At 67.2% G+C, this 16,206-nt stretch carries 19 protein-coding genes; 8 read left to right on the top strand and 11 right to left on the bottom strand.

From position 1 onward, the window contains the following. Nucleotides 1–6 precede the first annotated feature (6 nt). Genes ACSFBL_RS00740 through ACSFBL_RS00725 form a run of 4 tightly spaced genes read left to right on the top strand, consistent with a single transcriptional unit; the run spans nt 7 to nt 3,806 of the window. Entirely contained in the window at nt 7–888 is an 882-nt protein-coding gene (locus ACSFBL_RS00740) for an FAD synthetase family protein (protein WP_435513817.1), read from the top strand. Continuing rightward, nucleotides 885–1,952, top strand: coding sequence for a maleylacetate reductase (locus ACSFBL_RS00735; protein ID WP_435513816.1), 1,068 nt, complete (start codon nt 885–887; stop codon nt 1,950–1,952). The genes ACSFBL_RS00740 and ACSFBL_RS00735 overlap by 4 nt, the downstream gene beginning before the upstream one ends. Next, the gene (locus ACSFBL_RS00730; protein WP_435513815.1) at nt 1,949–2,887 is read left to right on the top strand and encodes a SphA family protein; all 939 of its coding nucleotides are present in this window, start codon (nt 1,949–1,951) and stop codon (nt 2,885–2,887) included. The genes ACSFBL_RS00735 and ACSFBL_RS00730 overlap by 4 nt, the downstream gene beginning before the upstream one ends. Before the next feature lie 34 nt (nt 2,888–2,921). Next, nucleotides 2,922–3,806, top strand: a complete 885-nt coding sequence (locus tag ACSFBL_RS00725; RefSeq protein WP_435513814.1) for an intradiol ring-cleavage dioxygenase — start codon at nt 2,922–2,924, stop codon at nt 3,804–3,806. Here the strand turns inward: ACSFBL_RS00725 and ACSFBL_RS00720 are convergent. Both ACSFBL_RS00720 and ACSFBL_RS00715 read right to left on the bottom strand, forming a co-directional pair. Beyond that, a complete protein-coding gene (locus tag ACSFBL_RS00720) occupies nt 3,794–4,756 on the bottom strand; it encodes a LysR family transcriptional regulator (RefSeq protein WP_435513813.1) in 963 nt (320 codons plus the stop codon). The genes ACSFBL_RS00725 and ACSFBL_RS00720 overlap by 13 nt on opposite strands. Nucleotides 4,757–4,825: 69 nt before the next feature. After that, a complete protein-coding gene (locus ACSFBL_RS00715) occupies nt 4,826–5,635 on the bottom strand; it encodes an AraC family transcriptional regulator (protein WP_435513812.1) in 810 nt (269 codons plus the stop codon). A gap of 149 nt (nt 5,636–5,784) precedes the next feature. Here ACSFBL_RS00715 and ACSFBL_RS00710 point away from each other — a divergent pair, with 149 nt between their 5' ends. Together ACSFBL_RS00710 and ACSFBL_RS00705 are read left to right on the top strand one after the other, a co-directional pair. Continuing rightward, the gene (locus tag ACSFBL_RS00710) at nt 5,785–7,032 is read left to right on the top strand and encodes an MFS transporter (RefSeq protein WP_435513811.1); all 1,248 of its coding nucleotides are present in this window, start codon (nt 5,785–5,787) and stop codon (nt 7,030–7,032) included. Between the two features lie 116 nt (nt 7,033–7,148). Beyond that, nucleotides 7,149–8,654 carry an FAD-dependent oxidoreductase gene (locus ACSFBL_RS00705; protein WP_435513810.1) on the top strand — a complete coding sequence of 502 codons (1,506 nt, stop codon included), beginning with the start codon at nt 7,149–7,151 and terminating at the stop codon, nt 8,652–8,654. Nucleotides 8,655–8,657: 3 nt separating this feature from the next. Here ACSFBL_RS00705 and ACSFBL_RS00700 read toward each other — a convergent pair whose 3' ends face one another. The 5 genes from ACSFBL_RS00700 to ACSFBL_RS00680 all read right to left on the bottom strand — a co-directional run bounded on the left by ACSFBL_RS00700 (nt 8,658) and on the right by ACSFBL_RS00680 (nt 13,850). Beyond that, a complete protein-coding gene (locus ACSFBL_RS00700; protein WP_435513809.1) occupies nt 8,658–9,587 on the bottom strand; it encodes a cation diffusion facilitator family transporter in 930 nt (309 codons plus the stop codon). Nucleotides 9,588–9,681: 94 nt separating this feature from the next. Further along, nucleotides 9,682–11,877 (bottom strand): aldehyde oxidoreductase molybdenum-binding subunit PaoC, encoded by a 2,196-nt coding sequence (paoC, locus tag ACSFBL_RS00695; RefSeq protein WP_435513808.1) that lies wholly within the window; start codon nt 11,875–11,877, stop codon nt 9,682–9,684. A gap of 3 nt (nt 11,878–11,880) precedes the next feature. Continuing rightward, entirely contained in the window at nt 11,881–12,825 is a 945-nt protein-coding gene (locus ACSFBL_RS00690; protein WP_435513807.1) for an FAD binding domain-containing protein, read from the bottom strand. Next, complete coding sequence (gene paoA / locus ACSFBL_RS00685) at nt 12,822–13,487, bottom strand: aldehyde dehydrogenase iron-sulfur subunit PaoA (RefSeq protein WP_435514508.1); 666 nt, start codon at nt 13,485–13,487, stop codon at nt 12,822–12,824. The genes ACSFBL_RS00690 and paoA overlap by 4 nt, the downstream gene beginning before the upstream one ends. Nucleotides 13,488–13,652: 165 nt before the next feature. Continuing rightward, nucleotides 13,653–13,850 carry a hypothetical protein gene (locus ACSFBL_RS00680; protein ID WP_435513806.1) on the bottom strand — a complete coding sequence of 66 codons (198 nt, stop codon included), beginning with the start codon at nt 13,848–13,850 and terminating at the stop codon, nt 13,653–13,655. Nucleotides 13,851–14,041: 191 nt separating this feature from the next. Here ACSFBL_RS00680 and ACSFBL_RS00675 point away from each other — a divergent pair, with 191 nt between their 5' ends. Next, the gene (locus tag ACSFBL_RS00675; protein WP_435513805.1) at nt 14,042–14,242 is read left to right on the top strand and encodes a hypothetical protein; all 201 of its coding nucleotides are present in this window, start codon (nt 14,042–14,044) and stop codon (nt 14,240–14,242) included. Between the two features lie 77 nt (nt 14,243–14,319). Here the strand turns inward: ACSFBL_RS00675 and ACSFBL_RS00670 are convergent, their stop codons facing one another. The 3 genes from ACSFBL_RS00670 to ACSFBL_RS00660 form a co-directional block, all read right to left on the bottom strand. Next, nucleotides 14,320–14,532: a hypothetical protein gene (locus ACSFBL_RS00670; RefSeq protein WP_435513804.1), complete on the bottom strand. Its 213-nt coding sequence runs from the start codon at nt 14,530–14,532 to the stop codon at nt 14,320–14,322. An 82-nt stretch (nt 14,533–14,614) separates the two neighbouring features. After that, complete coding sequence (locus tag ACSFBL_RS00665; protein WP_435513803.1) at nt 14,615–15,244, bottom strand: DUF72 domain-containing protein; 630 nt, start codon at nt 15,242–15,244, stop codon at nt 14,615–14,617. A 137-nt stretch (nt 15,245–15,381) separates the two neighbouring features. Continuing rightward, nucleotides 15,382–15,621 (bottom strand): hypothetical protein, encoded by a 240-nt coding sequence (locus ACSFBL_RS00660; RefSeq protein WP_435513802.1) that lies wholly within the window; start codon nt 15,619–15,621, stop codon nt 15,382–15,384. Nucleotides 15,622–15,652: 31 nt separating this feature from the next. Here ACSFBL_RS00660 and ACSFBL_RS00655 point away from each other — a divergent pair, with 31 nt between their 5' ends. Further along, a complete protein-coding gene (locus ACSFBL_RS00655) occupies nt 15,653–15,913 on the top strand; it encodes a hypothetical protein (protein ID WP_435513801.1) in 261 nt (86 codons plus the stop codon). Nucleotides 15,914–15,932: 19 nt separating this feature from the next. Here the strand turns inward: ACSFBL_RS00655 and ACSFBL_RS00650 are convergent, their stop codons facing one another. Continuing rightward, on the bottom strand, nt 15,933–16,097 hold the full coding sequence (locus ACSFBL_RS00650; protein WP_435513800.1) for a hypothetical protein: 165 nt from the start codon (nt 16,095–16,097) through the stop codon (nt 15,933–15,935). Between the last annotated feature and the right edge of the window lie 109 nt (nt 16,098–16,206).

Below are 16,206 nucleotides of genomic sequence, written 5' to 3'. Positions count from 1 at the left end.
CGCCTCATGAAGGTCATCACGGACTCCAGCCGGATCGCGCTGCCGGGCGCGGTCGTCTCGATCGGCATGTTCGACGGCGTCCACCGCGGCCACGCGAAGGTGCTCCGGCAATTGCGCGCACGCGGCGAATCCCTCGGTCTGCCGACCGCGGTGGTGACCTTCGATCCGCATCCCCGGGCGGTCGTCCGCCCCGACGGATGCCCCAGGTTGTTGTCGAGCGTGGACGATCGCATGCAGTTGCTGGCCGCGACCGGAGCGGTCGACCACTGCCTGGTGCTGCGCTTCGATCAGCAGCGAAGCCGGCAGGATGCCGAGGCGTTCGTGCGCGACACGCTGCTCGCGCAGTTGGGCATGCGGGAGTTGATCGTCGGCGAGAACTTCGCCTGCGGACGCGGGCGTGTCGGCACGGTCGCCTATCTCTCGGCGTTGGGAGGAGCAGTCGGCTTCAGTGTGGCGCCCGTTGCACTCGATACGGTGCCGGGCGTGCAAGAAGCCGTGCGCTGTTCGTCCACCGAAGCGCGACGCCTGATCCAGATCGGGGACGTGGCCGGTGCGTCGTCGGTGCTGCAGCGGCCGCACGAGATGACCGGCACCATCACCCGCTCCTCGCGTGCCCCGCGACGGCGCATCCAGGCGGCCCTGGCGAGCGCGATGTGCACTCCCGCGGAGGCCGACTACGTGGGCGCGGTGCGGCGCAACGGCTCGGAGTCGCGCTGGATTCCGGCCTTGCTGCACGTGCGCAACGACGGGCGATCGAGCCAACGGATCGTGCGCCTTCTGGCGGAGGACGAGGTGGACGTTTCGCCGGGCGATGAACTGCGCATCCGCTTCGTCGATCGCGCCCGGCAAAGACGTGAATTCACCGTGCAGGAAGGCATGCCGGCATGAAGAGCTTCATCCATTCCACTCACGCACAGCGCGTCGTCTTCGGCGCCGGCACGCTCGACCGCCTGGTCGCGGAGATCGACATGCTGGGTGCGACTCGGGCCATCGTCCTGAGCACGCCAGGCCAACGCTCGGAAGCCAAGCGCGTCGCATCGATCCTGGGCAACGCGTGCGTCGGCATCTTCGATCGCGCCGAGATGCACGTGCCGATCGAGACGGCCCGCCAAGCCCGTGCCCTCGCCCGACGCCTCGGGGCCGATTGCGCGGTGGCCATCGGTGGCGGATCCACCATCGGGCTTGGCAAGGCCATCGCGCTCGAATCGGGCCTGCCGGTTCTCGCGATACCGACGACCTATGCCGGTTCCGAGATGACCGCCATCTACGGCATCACCGAGGCCGGCCTCAAGAAGACCGGCAACGATGCCCGCGTGCGTCCGCGCACCGTGATCTACGACATCGACCTCACCCGCTCGCTACCGCTGGAGATCAGCGTCTCCAGCGGCATGAATGCACTGGCGCATGCGGCCGAGAGCCTCTATGCCGCCGACATCAATCCGGTCGTCGCGTTGATGTCGCAGGAAGGGATCGCCGCTTTCGGCCGGGCGCTGCCTGGATTCGCCAGCGGGGATGACGCGCAGATCTCGGCCGCCCGCGCCGATGCGCTGTACGGCGCCTGGCTGTGCGGCACCGCGCTGGGGAGCGTCGGTGTGGGCCTGCATCACAAGCTTTGCCACACGCTCGGCGGCAGCTTCAACCTGCCGCACGCCGAGGTGCACACGATCGTGCTGCCGCATGCGCTCGCCTACAACGCCGCCGCGGCACCGCAGGCCATGGCGCGCATCGCCCAGGCGCTCGGATGCCCGAATGCGCCACAGGGCGTGTTCGATCTCGCCAAGGGCGCCGGCGCGGGCATGGCGCTGAAGGACCTCGGACTTCGCGCCAGCGATCTCGACCGGGCCTGCGCACTCGCGATGGAGAACCGTTACCCCAACCCGCGTCCGCTGGAGGCGCGGGCCATCCGTCAACTGCTTCAGCATGCCTTCGACGGCGACCGGCCTGCCCCATGAATTCTCGCGGCCTGAAATGGGGCGCGCTGCTCGCGCTCGTCGCCTGCGGGGCGCCGCCGGGTACGGCTTCGGCCACCGAAGGCGGCGGCAACTCCTACCCGCTCGGTGTCGACAACACCTTTGCCGGCTACATGCTGCCCGAAGGCGCCCACTGGCTGCTGTTCTATCAGCACTACACGGCGAACCAGTTCAAGGACGGCGCCGGCAACGACAATCCCCGCTTCTCCGACTTCCGGCTGCAGTCCGATGTGGTGGCGCCGCGGCTGTCCTATGTGTGGCCGGGCGTCGTCGTGCTCGGCGCCAACGTCGAGACGCGGATCGTGCAGCCGATCAGCGCGGTCGACCTTCGGCTCGGCATCGCCCGGCCAGCGCCGCTTCCGCCCCTGGATCACGGCGGCCAGCAATCCGGGCTGTCCGACCTGTTCTTCTCCCCGATCATCCTTGGCTGGCACGGTGAGACCTTCCACCAGACCCTGGGCGTGGAGACCAACATCGCCACGGGCAGCTACGACGTTCACCGCTACGTCAACACCGGCCGCAATTACGACCAGATCGCTCCGGCCTATGCCTTCACCTGGTTTCCGACATCGCGCGGCGACATCAGCGCGAAGTTTCGCTGGGGCTTCAACGACAGCAACAAGGCGACGGGGTACCACTCGGGCAACGAGGCCTCGGTCGAGTTCAGCGCCGGCTACCGTGCGACGCCGGAATTGCTGGTCGGAATCAACGGCTACATCTATCGGCAGACCACCGACGACGAAGTGAACGGTGTTGCGGTGAAGGGCAGCAAGGGCCGCGTCAATGCGCTCGGGCCCTTCGCGAGCTTTCGCTTCAGCCCCAATTTCGCGCTGACGCTGCGCGTGCAGTCGGAGTTCGGCGCGCGCAACCGTCCGCAGGGCACACGCTTCTGGGCGATGGCGCTGTGCCCTTTCTGAATGTCCGACCCATTCATTCCAAGGAGACCCCACCATGCGCAACCTGAACCAGCACAACATCACCGACGCGGTGATCGAACGATTCGCGGACACGCCGAGCCCGCGCCTGAAGCGTGTCTTGACGAGTCTCGTACGGCACCTGCACGACTTCGCCCGCGAGGTCGAACTGACCGAAGACGAGTGGATGCAGGGCATCCAGTTCCTCACGGCAACGGGCCAGAAGTGCGATGACAAGCGCCAGGAGTTCATCCTCCTGAGCGACACGCTCGGACTGTCGATGCTCACCGTCATGATGAACCACGACAAGCCCGCCGGCTGCACCGAGGCGACCGTGTTCGGGCCGTTCCATGTCGAAGGCGCGCCGCACTACGAGAACGGCGACGACGTCGGCAACGGCGCGAGCGGCGAGCCCTGCGTGGTGCGCGGCACGGTGCGCTCGCTCGACGGCAGCCCGATCGCCGGCGCGACGCTCGATGTCTGGCAGGCCGACAGCGGAGGCCACTACGACGTGCAGCATGCGGAACTCGACCATGCCCAGGGACGCGGCGTGCTCCGCACCGATGCGCAGGGCCGCTTCCACTTTCGCACCGTTGCCGCCGTGGCCTATCCCATTCCCGATGACGGCACTGTCGGCGACATGCTTCGCGCCACGCGACGGCACCCGTGGCGGCCGGCCCATCTGCACTTCATGGTGAAGGCACCGGGCTTCCAGATGCTGGTGACCCATGTCTTCCGAAAGGGCGATCCGTACCTCGACTCGGACGCGGTCTTCGGCGTGCGCGAATCGCTGGTTGGCGAGTGGGTGAAGCAGGCTGACGGCAGCTACGTGCTGAACTTCGACCTGATCCTGAACCCCGAGCCTCGCGATCCCGCAGCGACAACCGCTTCCGTCCCGCAAGCGGAAGCTCAGGCGGCCTGAGCGGCGTCACGCAGGAACAGCCGGCGGAACACGCCACGCAGCCACTGGCTGCCCGGGTCGCGGTGGAAGCGGTCGTGCCAGTACAGCGCGATCTCCATGCTCGGCAACGCCAGGGGTGGCTCGACCGCGACCAGGTCCAGGTCGTTGGCCAGCGCAACGCCCAACGTGCGCGGCACGGTCGCGACGATGTCCGAGTTCCGCGCGATGTGGGCAGCCGCTGCGAAGGTCGGCACGCGGCACACGATGTGATCCCGCGGCAGCGTCGCTTCGAGCAGCCGCTCGGCATTCGCGTACTCGTGCCCGGTGCCGGTCACGGAAACGAGCGCGTGCTGCTCCTCGAGGAAGCGATGGAGCGCCGTGGACGCTCCCGCGTCACCGGATTGCTTTGTGAGGCTCTCCGCATCGAGGCGCGGATGCCCCTTGCGGAACAGGGACACATAGCTTTCCGTCCAGAGCGGATGGCGCCGGATGCCTTGCGTCAGCGAGGCGAAGGAGCCGATGGCCAGGTCGACCAGGCCCGATTCGAGCCATTGGTCCAGGTGATGGACGTCGCAGGGAACCGCCTGCACGTGCACCTTGGGCGCCTCGACGCGAAGGATCGCCAGCAGAGGCGGCAGCAGCTGGACCACCGCGGCATCGATCATGAAGAAGCTGAATCGCCGCTCGGAAACGAGGGGATCGAAAGGCACGTGGTCCGAGCGGAGCGCACGCATGCTGTCGAGAATCGCGCGCACGGGTTGTGCCAGTTCGAGCGCCTTGGGTGTCGGCTCCATCTTCAGCGCAACCCGCACGAAGAGAGGGTCGCCGAAATAGAGGCGAAGGCGCGCCAGCATCTTGCTGAGCGCCGGCTGCGTCATGTTGAGCACCCGTGCGCAGCGGGTCAGATTGCGCTCTGCCAGCAGGATGTCGAAGATCTGCAGATGCTGCAGATCGAGTTCGGCATCATTCATCCTGGGAATCGCGTCCATGGGCTGTAGGAAGCAAGGAGCGTACCTTTGCAAGCGGCACGCTGCAAGCCACTACCCTGGCGAAGTTCGTTCGGCGGCAAAGAACTGGCTGGGCGTCTGGCCGAACTGCCTTCGAAACATCGTTGCGAAGGCGCTGGGGCTTTCGTAGCCCAAAGCCAGCGCGACGTCGATGACTTTCTCGCCCGTCGCCAGCAGCTCCAGCGCCCGCAAGAGGCGAGCCTGCTGTCGCCACTGGCCGAAGGTCATGCCGGTCTCCTTCAGGAAAAGGCGCTGGATGGTTTTCTCGTCCACCGCCAGCCGTCGCGCCCAGTCGGCCATGGTGGAGGCGTCATCGGGACGTTGCTGAAGCCGATCGCAGATGCGCAGCAGCCGCGGGTCGGACGGCGTCTGCAGGTGAAGGGGCAGCACCGGCAGCGCGCGAAGCTCGTCGAGGATCAAGCGCATGACACGGCCGTCGCGCGTGGCGGGCATGTAGGGCTGCCGTATCTCCATGGCGTTGCAAATGAGTTCCCGCAGCAGGGGCGACACGCCAACGGCCTGGGTCTCGCCGAGCAGCTTCGGAGCGGCATCGGAGGCGACCAGCAGGCTGCGCATGTGCACCTCTCCGATGCAGCGTATCTCGTGGGTCATGCCCGCCCGCATCCAGATCGCGCGGGTCGGCGGGACTACCCAGCGGCCGGCTTCGGCCTGCACCACCATGACGCCCCGCACCGCATGGATCAATTGGTGCTTGGCGTGCGCATGCGGCTCGATGTGCCAACCCACCGGGTAATCGGTGGCCCGCGCAGTGATCGGCGAGCGCGCCTCGTCGATCTCCTTCAGCGTCTGGGAGAGGGGGGCGGGTCGGCGTGGCCGGTCCATGTCGTTTTCGCGAGGGTTGAAGGTGGATTGGCGCAAGACAGGCGTGACGGCGTTTTCGATAATTCTGTCACGCCGGGCGCGTCTCACCGGCCCATGTGCCTCCGCGCCCCAAGGCGGCAGGCTGTCTTGTTGGGGATTGAAAGCCATCCATGTCGACTTCCTCCGCCGCAGCGGTGGACGTGAGCGGAACGCCCTCGAGCGCCGCCAGCAGTCCACCGGCATCCTTCCAGAAGGCCAGACCGGCCTTCGGCATCCTCGGGGCCATCAGCGGCTCCCACATGATCAACGACATGATGCAGTCGCTGATCCTGGCGATGTATCCGATCCTGAAGGGCGAGTTCTCGTTGAGCTTCACCCAGATCGGCTTGATCACGCTGACGTACCAGCTCACGGCCTCCCTGCTGCAGCCGCTGGTGGGCCTGTTCACCGACCGCCGGCCGCAGCCCTATTCGCTGCCTCTGGGCATGTTCTCCACGCTGATCGGACTGCTGCTGCTGGCCATGGCGCCCAACTTCGGCATGTTGCTGGTGGCGGCATCGTTCATCGGGCTCGGGTCGTCGATCTTTCACCCGGAGTCGTCGCGCATCGCGCGGCTTGCCTCTGGCGGGCAGCATGGCTTCGCGCAGTCGGTGTTCCAGGTGGGAGGCAACCTCGGTACGGCCATCGGGCCGCTGTTGGCAGCCGCCGTGATCGTGCCTTTCGGCCAGCGCAGCGTGGCCTGGTTCGGTCTGGCCGCGCTGCTGGGGATCGGCCTGCTGTTGCAGGTGAGCCGCTGGTATTCGACGCACCACGTGGCCGTCGCTCGCAGCACGAAGGCGCCGGCCGAAGCGCCGTATCCGCCCAAGGTGGTGCTCGGCGCCATCGCGGTGCTGCTGGTGCTGATCTTTTCCAAGTACTTCTACGTGGCGGGGCTCAGCAGCTTCTACACGTTCTACGTGATGGACCGCTTCGGCCTGTCGGTGCAGAGCGCGCAGTTGCATCTGTTCCTCTTCCTCTTTGCCTCGGCCGTGGGCACTGTGGTCGGCGGCCCCATCGGTGACCGCATCGGCCGCAAGCCGGTGATCTGGGTGTCGATCCTGGGCGTGGCGCCCTTCGCGCTGCTGCTGCCGCATGCAAACCTGTTCTGGACCACCACGCTGACCATCGTGATCGGCCTCGTGTTGTCCTCGGCGTTCTCGGCGATCCTCGTCTATGCACAGGAGCTGATGCCGGGCAAGGTCGGCATGGTGTCGGGCCTGTTCTTCGGCTTTGCCTTCGGCATGGGCGGGCTCGGCGCGGCGGTGCTCGGGATCCTTGCGGACCGGACCAGCATTGCCTTCGTGTATGACGCCATTGCCTACCTGCCGCTGCTGGGCGTGGTGGCGGCCTTCCTGCCCAGGACGGTCCGCCGACGGTGAGCGGATTCGGCGCGCGGCGATGAGCTGCGGCGCCCGAGCCTCCCGGAACGGGGGATGGGCGGGTCGTCCGAAAGGGGGGTTTGCACACCCCGCGCTGCGCGAGTAGTGTGGGGGCCATGACCGACTCCACTTCCCCCGACCTGAAGGCCGGCGTCCCGCTCGAACACATCGCAGACGGTGCGATGCTGCCCGGGCAGATCGACGGCGAAGACGCGCTCCTGCTGCGCCAAGGCGATGCGTTCTACGCGATCGGCGGGCAGTGCACCCACTACCACGCGGCGCTCGCCGAAGGCCTGGTCTGCGAGCATGTGCTGCACTGCCCGATGCACCACGCGCAGTTCGACATCCGTACTGGCTCGGCGCTTTGTGCGCCGGCACTCGACGACCTGCCCGCCTGGCGCGTGGAGCAGGTCGACGGGCGGGTGTTCGCGCGCGAGCGCATCGTCGCTGCACCGCGTTCGCACAAGAACGCGCCGTTGGACGATGTGGTCATCGTCGGTGGCGGCGCGGCCGGCTTGGCTGCCGCCGACAGGTTGCGCAGGGAAGGCTATGAAGGCCGCCTCACGATTCTCAGTGCCGACGTCGACCCGCCATGTGACCGGCCGAACCTGTCCAAGGACTTCCTCGCCGGCACGGCGGAGGCCGACTGGATGCCGCTGAAGCCGGACGACTGGTACCGGGAACAGCGCATCGACCTGCGGCTGAACATGCGCGTCGAGGCCATCGACGTGGCCGCGCGCCAACTGCGCGTGGCCGGCGGACCGGCCTGCCCGTTCGGTGCGCTGCTGCTCGCCACCGGCGCCGAACCCGTTCAACTCGCAGTGCCCGGCGCAACGGCCGGCCAGGTGATGACCCTGCGCAGCTTCGCCGACAGCCGCGCCATCGTCGCGCGGGCCGCATCGGCCCGTTCGGCACTCGTGATCGGTGCGAGCTTCATCGGGCTCGAGGTCGCGGCGTCCCTGCGCGGTCGCGGTCTGGAAGTGCATGTCGTGGCTCCGGACGCGGTGCCGATGCAGCGCGTGCTCGGCCCTGAACTCGGCACCTTCGTGCGCGACCTGCATGCGTCGCACGGCGTGACCTTTCATCTGGGCACCACAGTGACGCGCCTGGATGGTCAGCGCGCAAGCCTGGCCGACGGCACCGTGATCGAGGCCGATCTGATCGTCGCGGGCGTCGGCGTCCGGCCATCGGTCGTGCTGGCCGAGCAGGCCGGCCTTGCGGTCGATCGCGGCGTCACCGTCGATGCCTACCTGCAAACCAGTGCGCCGGGCATCTTCGCAGCCGGCGACATCGCACGCTGGCCCGATCCGCATTCGGGCGAGCGCATCCGCGTCGAACATTGGGCGCTGGCGCAGCGCCAGGGCCAGGTCGCCGCGCTGAACATGCTCGGCCGCCGCCACCCCTTCGACATCAGTCCGTTCTTCTGGAGCCAGCACTATGACGTGACGATCCAGTACGTGGGCCATGCTGAACGCTGGGATGCGGTCGACATCGACGGATCGCCGTCGGCGCGCGACTGCAGTGTGCGCTACCGCCAAGGCGACCGGGTGCTCGCCGTCGCGACGATCGGCCGTGACATGGCCAGCCTGCGCGCGGAGCGCGAACTGGAGCAACATTGCTGATATTCAGGGAACGGCAGGGACTGGTCCGCCCGGCGCGGACGCCCCGGCCTCGATGAAGAGCCGCTTGATCATCGGATAGCGCGCCTGCACGCGCGCCTCGATCTCGGCAATGGCGGCGGCCGCGTTCTCGGTCGAGGTGCCATCCTCGAAGTCGAGGTCGATGACCGCGAGCACGTCGTTCGGCCCCATGTACATCGAGAGGATGCGACCGACCGCATAGACGCCGGGCTGCTCGCGCGCCATGGCGCGGATCGCGCGCGCGGTCTCAGGCCGCACGCCTTCGCCGATCAGCAGGCCGCGGGATTCGCGGATCAGCAGCACCGCCACGCCCGCCAGCAGCAGCCCGATCACGAGCGACGCGATACCGTCGAGCTCCGGTATCTCCAGCCGATGGCTCAGGTAGATGCCGACCGCCGCGATGGCGAGGCCCAGCAGGGCCGCCGAGTCTTCGGCGAGCACCGTGTAGGTGGTCGGATCCTTGCTCGTGTGGAGCGCGCGCCAGAAGGGCCGGGCGCCGACCTCCTTCCTGAACTGGCGCAGCGCGATCGCGAAGCTCGTCCCTTCGAACAGGGCGGCAGCGGCCAGCACGACGTAGTTCCAGGTCGGATCCCGGATCGGCTCCGGCTGCTGGATGTGCTGGAAGCCTTCGTAGAAGGAGACGCCGCCGCCCAGGCCGAAGATCAGCACTGCGACGATCAGGCTCCAGAAGTACAGCTCCTTGCCGTGGCCGAACGGATGTTCGTCCGTCGCCGGGCGCTTGCTGAGCCGCAGCCCGACCAGCAGGAGGATGCCGTTGAAGGTGTCCACCGCGCTGTGCACGCCTTCCGACAGCATCGCCGAGCTGCCGGTGATGCCGGCGACGATGAACTTGGTGATCGCGATCGCGACATTGGCTGCGATGGCACCGTAGATGGAGAGCTTGGATTCGGCCATGGCAAGTGAAGGGAAGGTATCCCGGACCTGTCACGGCGAATGTAGGCGCCAATCCCGGTTCGGGCGGCGGCTTGGGAGTCAACCACTCCCATGCCTACATGAGCGCGAGGATGATCTTGTCGAGCGTGATCGGATAGTCGCGCACTCGCACGCCGGTCGCGTTGTAGACCGCGTTGGCCACCGCCGCGGCAGAGCCGCACAGGCCCAGCTCTCCGACGCCCTTGGCCTTCATCGGCGAGGACTTCTCATCCACTTCGTCGAGAAAGATCACTTCCTGCACGGGCACGTCCGCATGCACCGGCACGTGGTATTCGGCAAGGTCGTGGTTGACGAAGTAGCCGAAGCGCGTGTCCACCACGGCTTCTTCCATCAGCGCCGCGCCGAGCCCCATCGTCATCGCACCGATCACCTGGCTGCGCGCGGTCTTCGGGTTGAGGATGCGACCGGCCGCGAAGACGCCGCTCATGCGGCGCACCCGAACCTCGCCCGTGGCGGCATCGACGGCGACTTCGGCGAAGTGCGCGCCGAACGTGGCCTGCGCGTAAGTCTTGGTGAGGTCGCCGAACTCGATCGCGTCTTCGGCCGTCATGCCGCTGCGGCCGACCACCTCGGCCAGCGGGAAGCTGCGCGTGCCGGCACTGACCCGTCCGTCCGCGAAGCGTGCATCGGCCGGCAACAGGCCCGCCTTGCGGGCGATCGCGTCGCGCAGCTTCGTGCAGGCCGCGAAGACCCCTGCGGTCGAGCTGTTGCCGCCCCACTGGCCGCCTGAACCGGCGGAGACCGGAAAGTCTGAATCGCCAAGCTGTACCTCCACCTGCGCGAGCGGCACGCCGAGCATTTCGGCGGCGGTCTGCGCGATGATGGTGTAGCTGCCGGTGCCGATGTCGGTCATGTCGGTGGAAACGGTGACCTTGCCGCGCCCGTCGATGGCCACGCGCGCGGCCGACTTCATGGTGATGTTGCCGCGGAATGCGCTGGCCATGCCCATGCCGACCAGCCACCGTCCCTCGCGCACCTGCGCGGGCGTCGCCTTGCGGCGGTCCCAGCCGAAGCGCTGTGCGCCCGTGCGCATGCAGCCGATCAGGTCGCGGTGCGAGAACGCGCGGCCCGGCTTCTCGGGGTCGGTTTGCACGTCGTTGAGGATGCGCAGTTCGACCGGGTCCATCTTCATTGCTTCAGCGAGTTCGTCCATCGCGATCTCGAGCGCCATCATCCCCGGAGCCTCGCCGGGCGCGCGCATCGCATTGCCTTCGGGCAGGTCGAGCGTCGCGAGCCGGTGCGAGGTCAGGCGGTTCGCGCCGCCGTACAGCAGACGGGTCTGCATCGCGGCCGTTTCGGGCTGGCCGCCCGGCAGATCGCCGGACCAACTCTCGTGCGAGATCGCGGTGATGCGCCCGTCGCGCCCCGCGCCGATGCGGATGCGCTGGATGGTCGCGGGCCGGTGCGTGGTGTTGTTGGGAATCTGCGGCCGCGCGAGCGCGATCTTGACGGGGCGGCCCGCCGCGCGCGACGCCAGCGCGGCCATCACCGCATCGCTGCGCACCCAGAGCTTGGAACCGAAGCCGCCGCCGATGAAGCTGGAGATGACATGCAGCTTGTCGCGCGGGATGCCGAGAATCTCCGACAGGTCGCGCCGCGCCCAGTCGATCATCTGGCACGAGGTCCAGAGCGTGAGCTTGTCGCCCTGCCATGCGGCAATGGTCGCGAAGGGCTCCATCGCCATGTGGCTCTGGTCGGGTGTCGTGTAGGTCTGTTCGACCTTGACCGGCGCCTGTGCGAAGGCACCATCGAAGTCGCCCACGGCGGAGTCGGGCGGTTGCTCATCCATCTTCGGCTTGACCGCCGATTCGCGTCCGCGCGCGAGATCGAACTGTCCCGGTGCCGTCTGGTAGTCGACACGTACCAGATGGGCCGCCGCGCGCGCCTGCTCGAAGCTGTCGGCGACGACGATGGCCACCGCCTGATGAAAGTGATCCACCTCCGGTCCCGCGAGGTGTTTTGCGGTGATCGCCTTCGCCTTGTTGACCTTGCCTGCATTCTCGTACGTGACGACGGCGAGCACGCCGGGTGCGGCGCGCGCCGCGTCGGTGTCGATGCGCACGATGCGGCCCTTGGCGATCGCTGCGCCGACGATCACGCCATAGGCCTGGTTCGCCACCACGTCATGGCGCTCGTAGGCATAGGGTGCGGTGCCGGTCGTCTTCAAGGGGCCGTCGATGCGGTCGTGGGGCTTGCCGACGACCTGCAGGCGGTCGATCGGATTGCGCGTGGCGGGTTGATCGAATTTCATGACTCAGCCCTTCGCTTCCGACAGTACCGATGCCAGCGTGCGCTCCAGCAGCACCGGCTTGAATGCGTTGTGCGCGCTGGTGCGCGCGCCCGCCAGCGTGGGCTGCGCTATCGCCTGCGCGCTGCCTTGCTGCTCCGCGGCCTCGACCCGCCAGGGCTTCGGCGCGAGCCCGCCATACGCGAAGCGGCCACGGCCGTCGGGTTGGATGACTGCAGCCACGGAAACGAGCGCGAAGGCATAGGAGGCGCGGTCGCGAACCTTGCGATAGAAGTGCTTGCCGCCGAGCGGCGCGGGCAGGGTGACCGAGGTGATGATCTCGTCGCGCGCCAGAACCGTCTCGACGTCGAGCGTGCTGCCGGGCGCGCGGTGCAGGTCGACGATCGGGATCGTGCGCTGCGAGCCGTCTGCGCGCACTGTCTGCACGGTTGCATCGAGCACGCGCATCGCCACTGCCATGTCGCTCGGGTGGGTTGCGATGCATTGCTCGCTGGTGCCGAGGATGGCGAGGTTGCGGTCGAACCCGCCCTGCGCGGAACAACCGGTGCCGGGCTGCCGCTTGTTGCAGGGCTTCGTCGTGTCGTAGAAGTAGGGGCAGCGGGTGCGCTGCAGCAGGTTGCCGGCGGTGGTCGCCTTGTTGCGCAACTGCCCGGACGCACCGGCCAGCAGCGCCCGGCTGAGCACCGCGTAGTCGCGGCGAACGCGCGCATCGGCCGCGAGGTCGGTATTGCGCACCAGCGCACCGATGCGCAGGCCGCCGCCGGCATCGAGCTCGATCCGATCAAGTCCGAGATGGTTGATGTCGATCAGGTGCGCGGGCGTCTCGATCTGCAGCTTCATCAGGTCGAGCAGGTTCGTGCCGCCAGCGATCACCTTGGCGCCCGGGTGGTTCGCGAGCGATGCGGCAGCCGCAGCGGGCGATGAGGCGCGTTCAAAAGTGAAGGCTTTCATGACTTCACCCCCTCGACTTCCTGGATCGCCATGAGGATGTTCGAGTACGCGCCGCAGCGGCAGATGTTGCCGCTCATGCGTTCGCGAATCTCCTCGGGCGTGGCTTGCTGACCGGCGTTGAGGTCGGCACTGACGTGACTCGGGATGCCGGCCTTGATCTCGGCGAGCGTACCGACCGCCGAGCAGATCTGCCCCGGCGTGCAGTAGCCGCACTGGAAGCCGTCGTGCTTGACGAAGGCGGCCTGCAGCGGATGGAGCCTGGCCGGCGTACCGAGGCCTTCGATCGTCGTGACCTCGTCGCCGTCGTGCATCGCCGCGAGGGTGAGGCAGCTGTTGATTCGTCGTCCGCTCACCAGCACGGTGCAGGCGCCGCATTGGCCGTGGTCGCAGCCCTTCTTCGAACCGGTGAGCTGCAGGTGCTCGCGCAGGGCGTCGAGCAGCGTGGTGCGCGTGTCGAGCGTCAAGGTGTGCGTCTTGCCATTGATCTTGAGCGTGACCTGCGCGGTGGGGGGCGCTGCGGCGCCGCCGCCTTGGCCCGGAGCGCCTGTTGCCTGCGCCTCGGCGTGGGAGGCGGGAATCAGTGCCCCGGCTGCTGTGGCAAGGCCGCCGACCAGCAAGCCTCGCCTGCGCATTTCGAGAAAGTCAGAAGAGGTCGATGTCATCATGGGTCTCCGTCGCGGCTGGCGCGCGATCACGATAAAGCTACCAGCCTAGGAGGTGCGTTGCGCGGACCGGTGAGGTTTAGCCAGCGTGTGCCGTAGGAGAAACCTTCACCGCCCGTTCGCGATGACCTGTCTGGACGGAGATGCGCGCGACAAAGACCTTCGTCAGTAGCGGTACGGGTTGTCCGGACGGCGGTCGTAACGATCCGGCACGCCGTCGCGGTCGTAGTCACGCCGTGCGCTTGGCGGCGGTGGCGCAGGGCGGCTGTAGTAGGCGCCGGCCGGCGGACCGGCGTCATAGGGAACGGCGACGCAGCCTGCAAGGGCGGCAGCGGAAGTAAGGAGGGCGATGAGTGCTTTCATGCCGAGAAGCTGCGCCCGTGCGCGCAGTTCAACCATCGGCACGGCCGCCCGTTTTCAAGTAGGCGAATGCCGTGCGCCGCCGTCATGGCTGCAAATGTCGTTTCTGGTGTCGGTTCGCGAGTGCAATCATTTGCCGTGTTTTCGGCGATTCCGTCACGCGCCGTTCGAGCCGACAAGCGCAAACTGAATCAATGTTCAAAGCACTCTTTCTTCTGGTGGCCATCGTTGGACCACTCTGGCTCGTCTATCTGTTGGGCTTCTGGGTGCTTGCCGCGACTGGCGCGATGTTGGCAGCCACGATCGCATTCTCGACGGGGAAGGCGAGTCCTTCGGAAGAACACAAGGGCGGTGGCCTCACGGGCTATCGCACCAGCTTCTACGCAGACCTGTAGGACGGGTCGATAGGCCAACAGGCGGGAACGCAGCCCCCCTGTGCGCGCCGAATCCGGCGCAGTTTGCACCTGCGGCCTTACCAGCCAGCGAGCGACTTCAAAGACCAGACAAATGCCATCATGAGCAGCACGATGAGCAGCGCGGTGCCCCAACTGAATCCGCTGCTCTCGGGAGGCCGGGATGCATTGCTGATTGGCGCGTGAAACGTGGTGGGGCGCTCCTCCCGCTCGGGCTTGTCTACCCACCATCCGAAGTTGGTGTCGCTGTCGTCGGCATTTTTGCGTGTCATGCATTCATTCTAGAAATGTAATGAATAGGTATTCATCCACTTCGCCTGGTGCTGCAGACCGAATGTGACTTCGTGCGCACTATCACGCGCATTCGAAAGCGGCCAGCAGCGCGTCGAGCCGCAAAGCGTCGCCCACGGACTCGCCGGCCGCCGAGTTGTCGAAGATGCACCAGCAGTTCTCGGCATCCGCCACGGCGGCCGACAGCCGCGGCGCGAGCAAGTCGAGCAGCGTGTCCTCATAGCGTGACCAATACATGCGAGGCGAACCGTGCAAGCGCAGGTAGACGGTCTGCCGCCACCCGCCCGGCGCCGCTCCCGGGTCGTGGCGCACCGGGTCGGCCAGCACCCGGCCGAATCTCAAGTGCGCGAGCAGGGCATCAGCCTCCGGTGTGAACCAGCTGGCATGACGCGGCTCGATCGCCACCGGTCCCGCGTAGCGCCGTCGCAGCGCCGCGCCGAAGCGGCCCGCCACGCGCGAGTCGAAGGCCAGGCTGGGCGGGAGCTGCACCAGCAGGCAGCGCAATCGCTCCCCGAGGCCCTGCACCTGCTCCCAGAACGGATCGAACATCGGCATCGCGCTGACGAGCCTCAGTTCATGCGTGATGGCCTGTGGGAGCTTGACGCTGAAGGCGAAGCCGGATGGCGTGCTCGCGGCCCAGCGCTCGTAGGTCTGTCGGCGATGCGGCCGGTAGAAGGAGCTGTTGATCTCCACGGCATTGAATCGGGTCGCATAGCGCGCCAGCTGCGAGCTTCCCTCTCCGAATGCGGCCGCGAATGCGCGCGGAATATTCCAGCCCGCGCAACCGAGACGGAGGCGGCGACGATGTGGGGTCGCAGGGGCGGCTTGCGTCAATCGATGCTGCCGGAACCGGTGGGGCCCGGGGCGATGGTGGTGTCGCGCGACATGGAAGGGCTCCAGGTGGGTGTGGCCAACTTCTCATGCAAGCTATCGCCCGGATGTCGAGCGCGATGTAGGCCGACGCGCACTTCCAGGTCGGTGCCAGGCGCCTGGTCAGCCATCGGCATGTAAGGAATGCCCCGCACGAGGAGGCGTTCACCACTGGCCCGACCAGCGACTTTCGCCTCCATGCTTCGACCATCTTTTCGCGAAGGAGGATCGATGTCCAGACTCGTGTTCGCTTACGGGGACGAGGAATTCATCTGTGGCGCCATCGAGGAACGTCCAGGGCTGTTTCGAGCGCAACTCGAGAGATTGCGTCCCTGGCCGGAGTCGGAGACGCTCCTGCTTGCCCAGGGCTCTCAGGGTTTCCAGTCCGAATGGGCGGCTCTCCAGTGGGCGGAGCAGATGGCCGTGCGCTGGGTTCAGCAACAACGTACGCAACGCGCCGGCGTCGGACTTCACCCGGCACCGCGAAGCTAGGGAGATCGATGCGCCCGCCCTAGTCGTGATCGTCCGAGTGCGGCGAGTTCTGCGCCTCTTCGGATTGGACGGTTCCTTCCTCGGTGTGGACCTCCGCGACGCGCTGCTGCGCCTCGCTGCGAGCCTGCTCCAGCAGGTCCCCGGTTTTTTCTTCGGTCGTTTCGGGTGGTTTTTGGGCGGTCATGGAAACTCCTTGGTGATCGCGCAGCGTGACGCAAACGCCGAGATGTTCATGTAAGACGATGGCGCGGTGAATGCGCTCGGAACCTGTCCGCTGGCCGTTTGAGCTTCGT

Origin of the sequence: Variovorax glacialis, from assembly GCF_051216375.1 — a bacterium.
GTDB lineage: Bacteria > Pseudomonadota > Gammaproteobacteria > Burkholderiales > Burkholderiaceae_C > Variovorax.
This window is presented reverse-complemented; position numbering and strand designations above follow the sequence as displayed.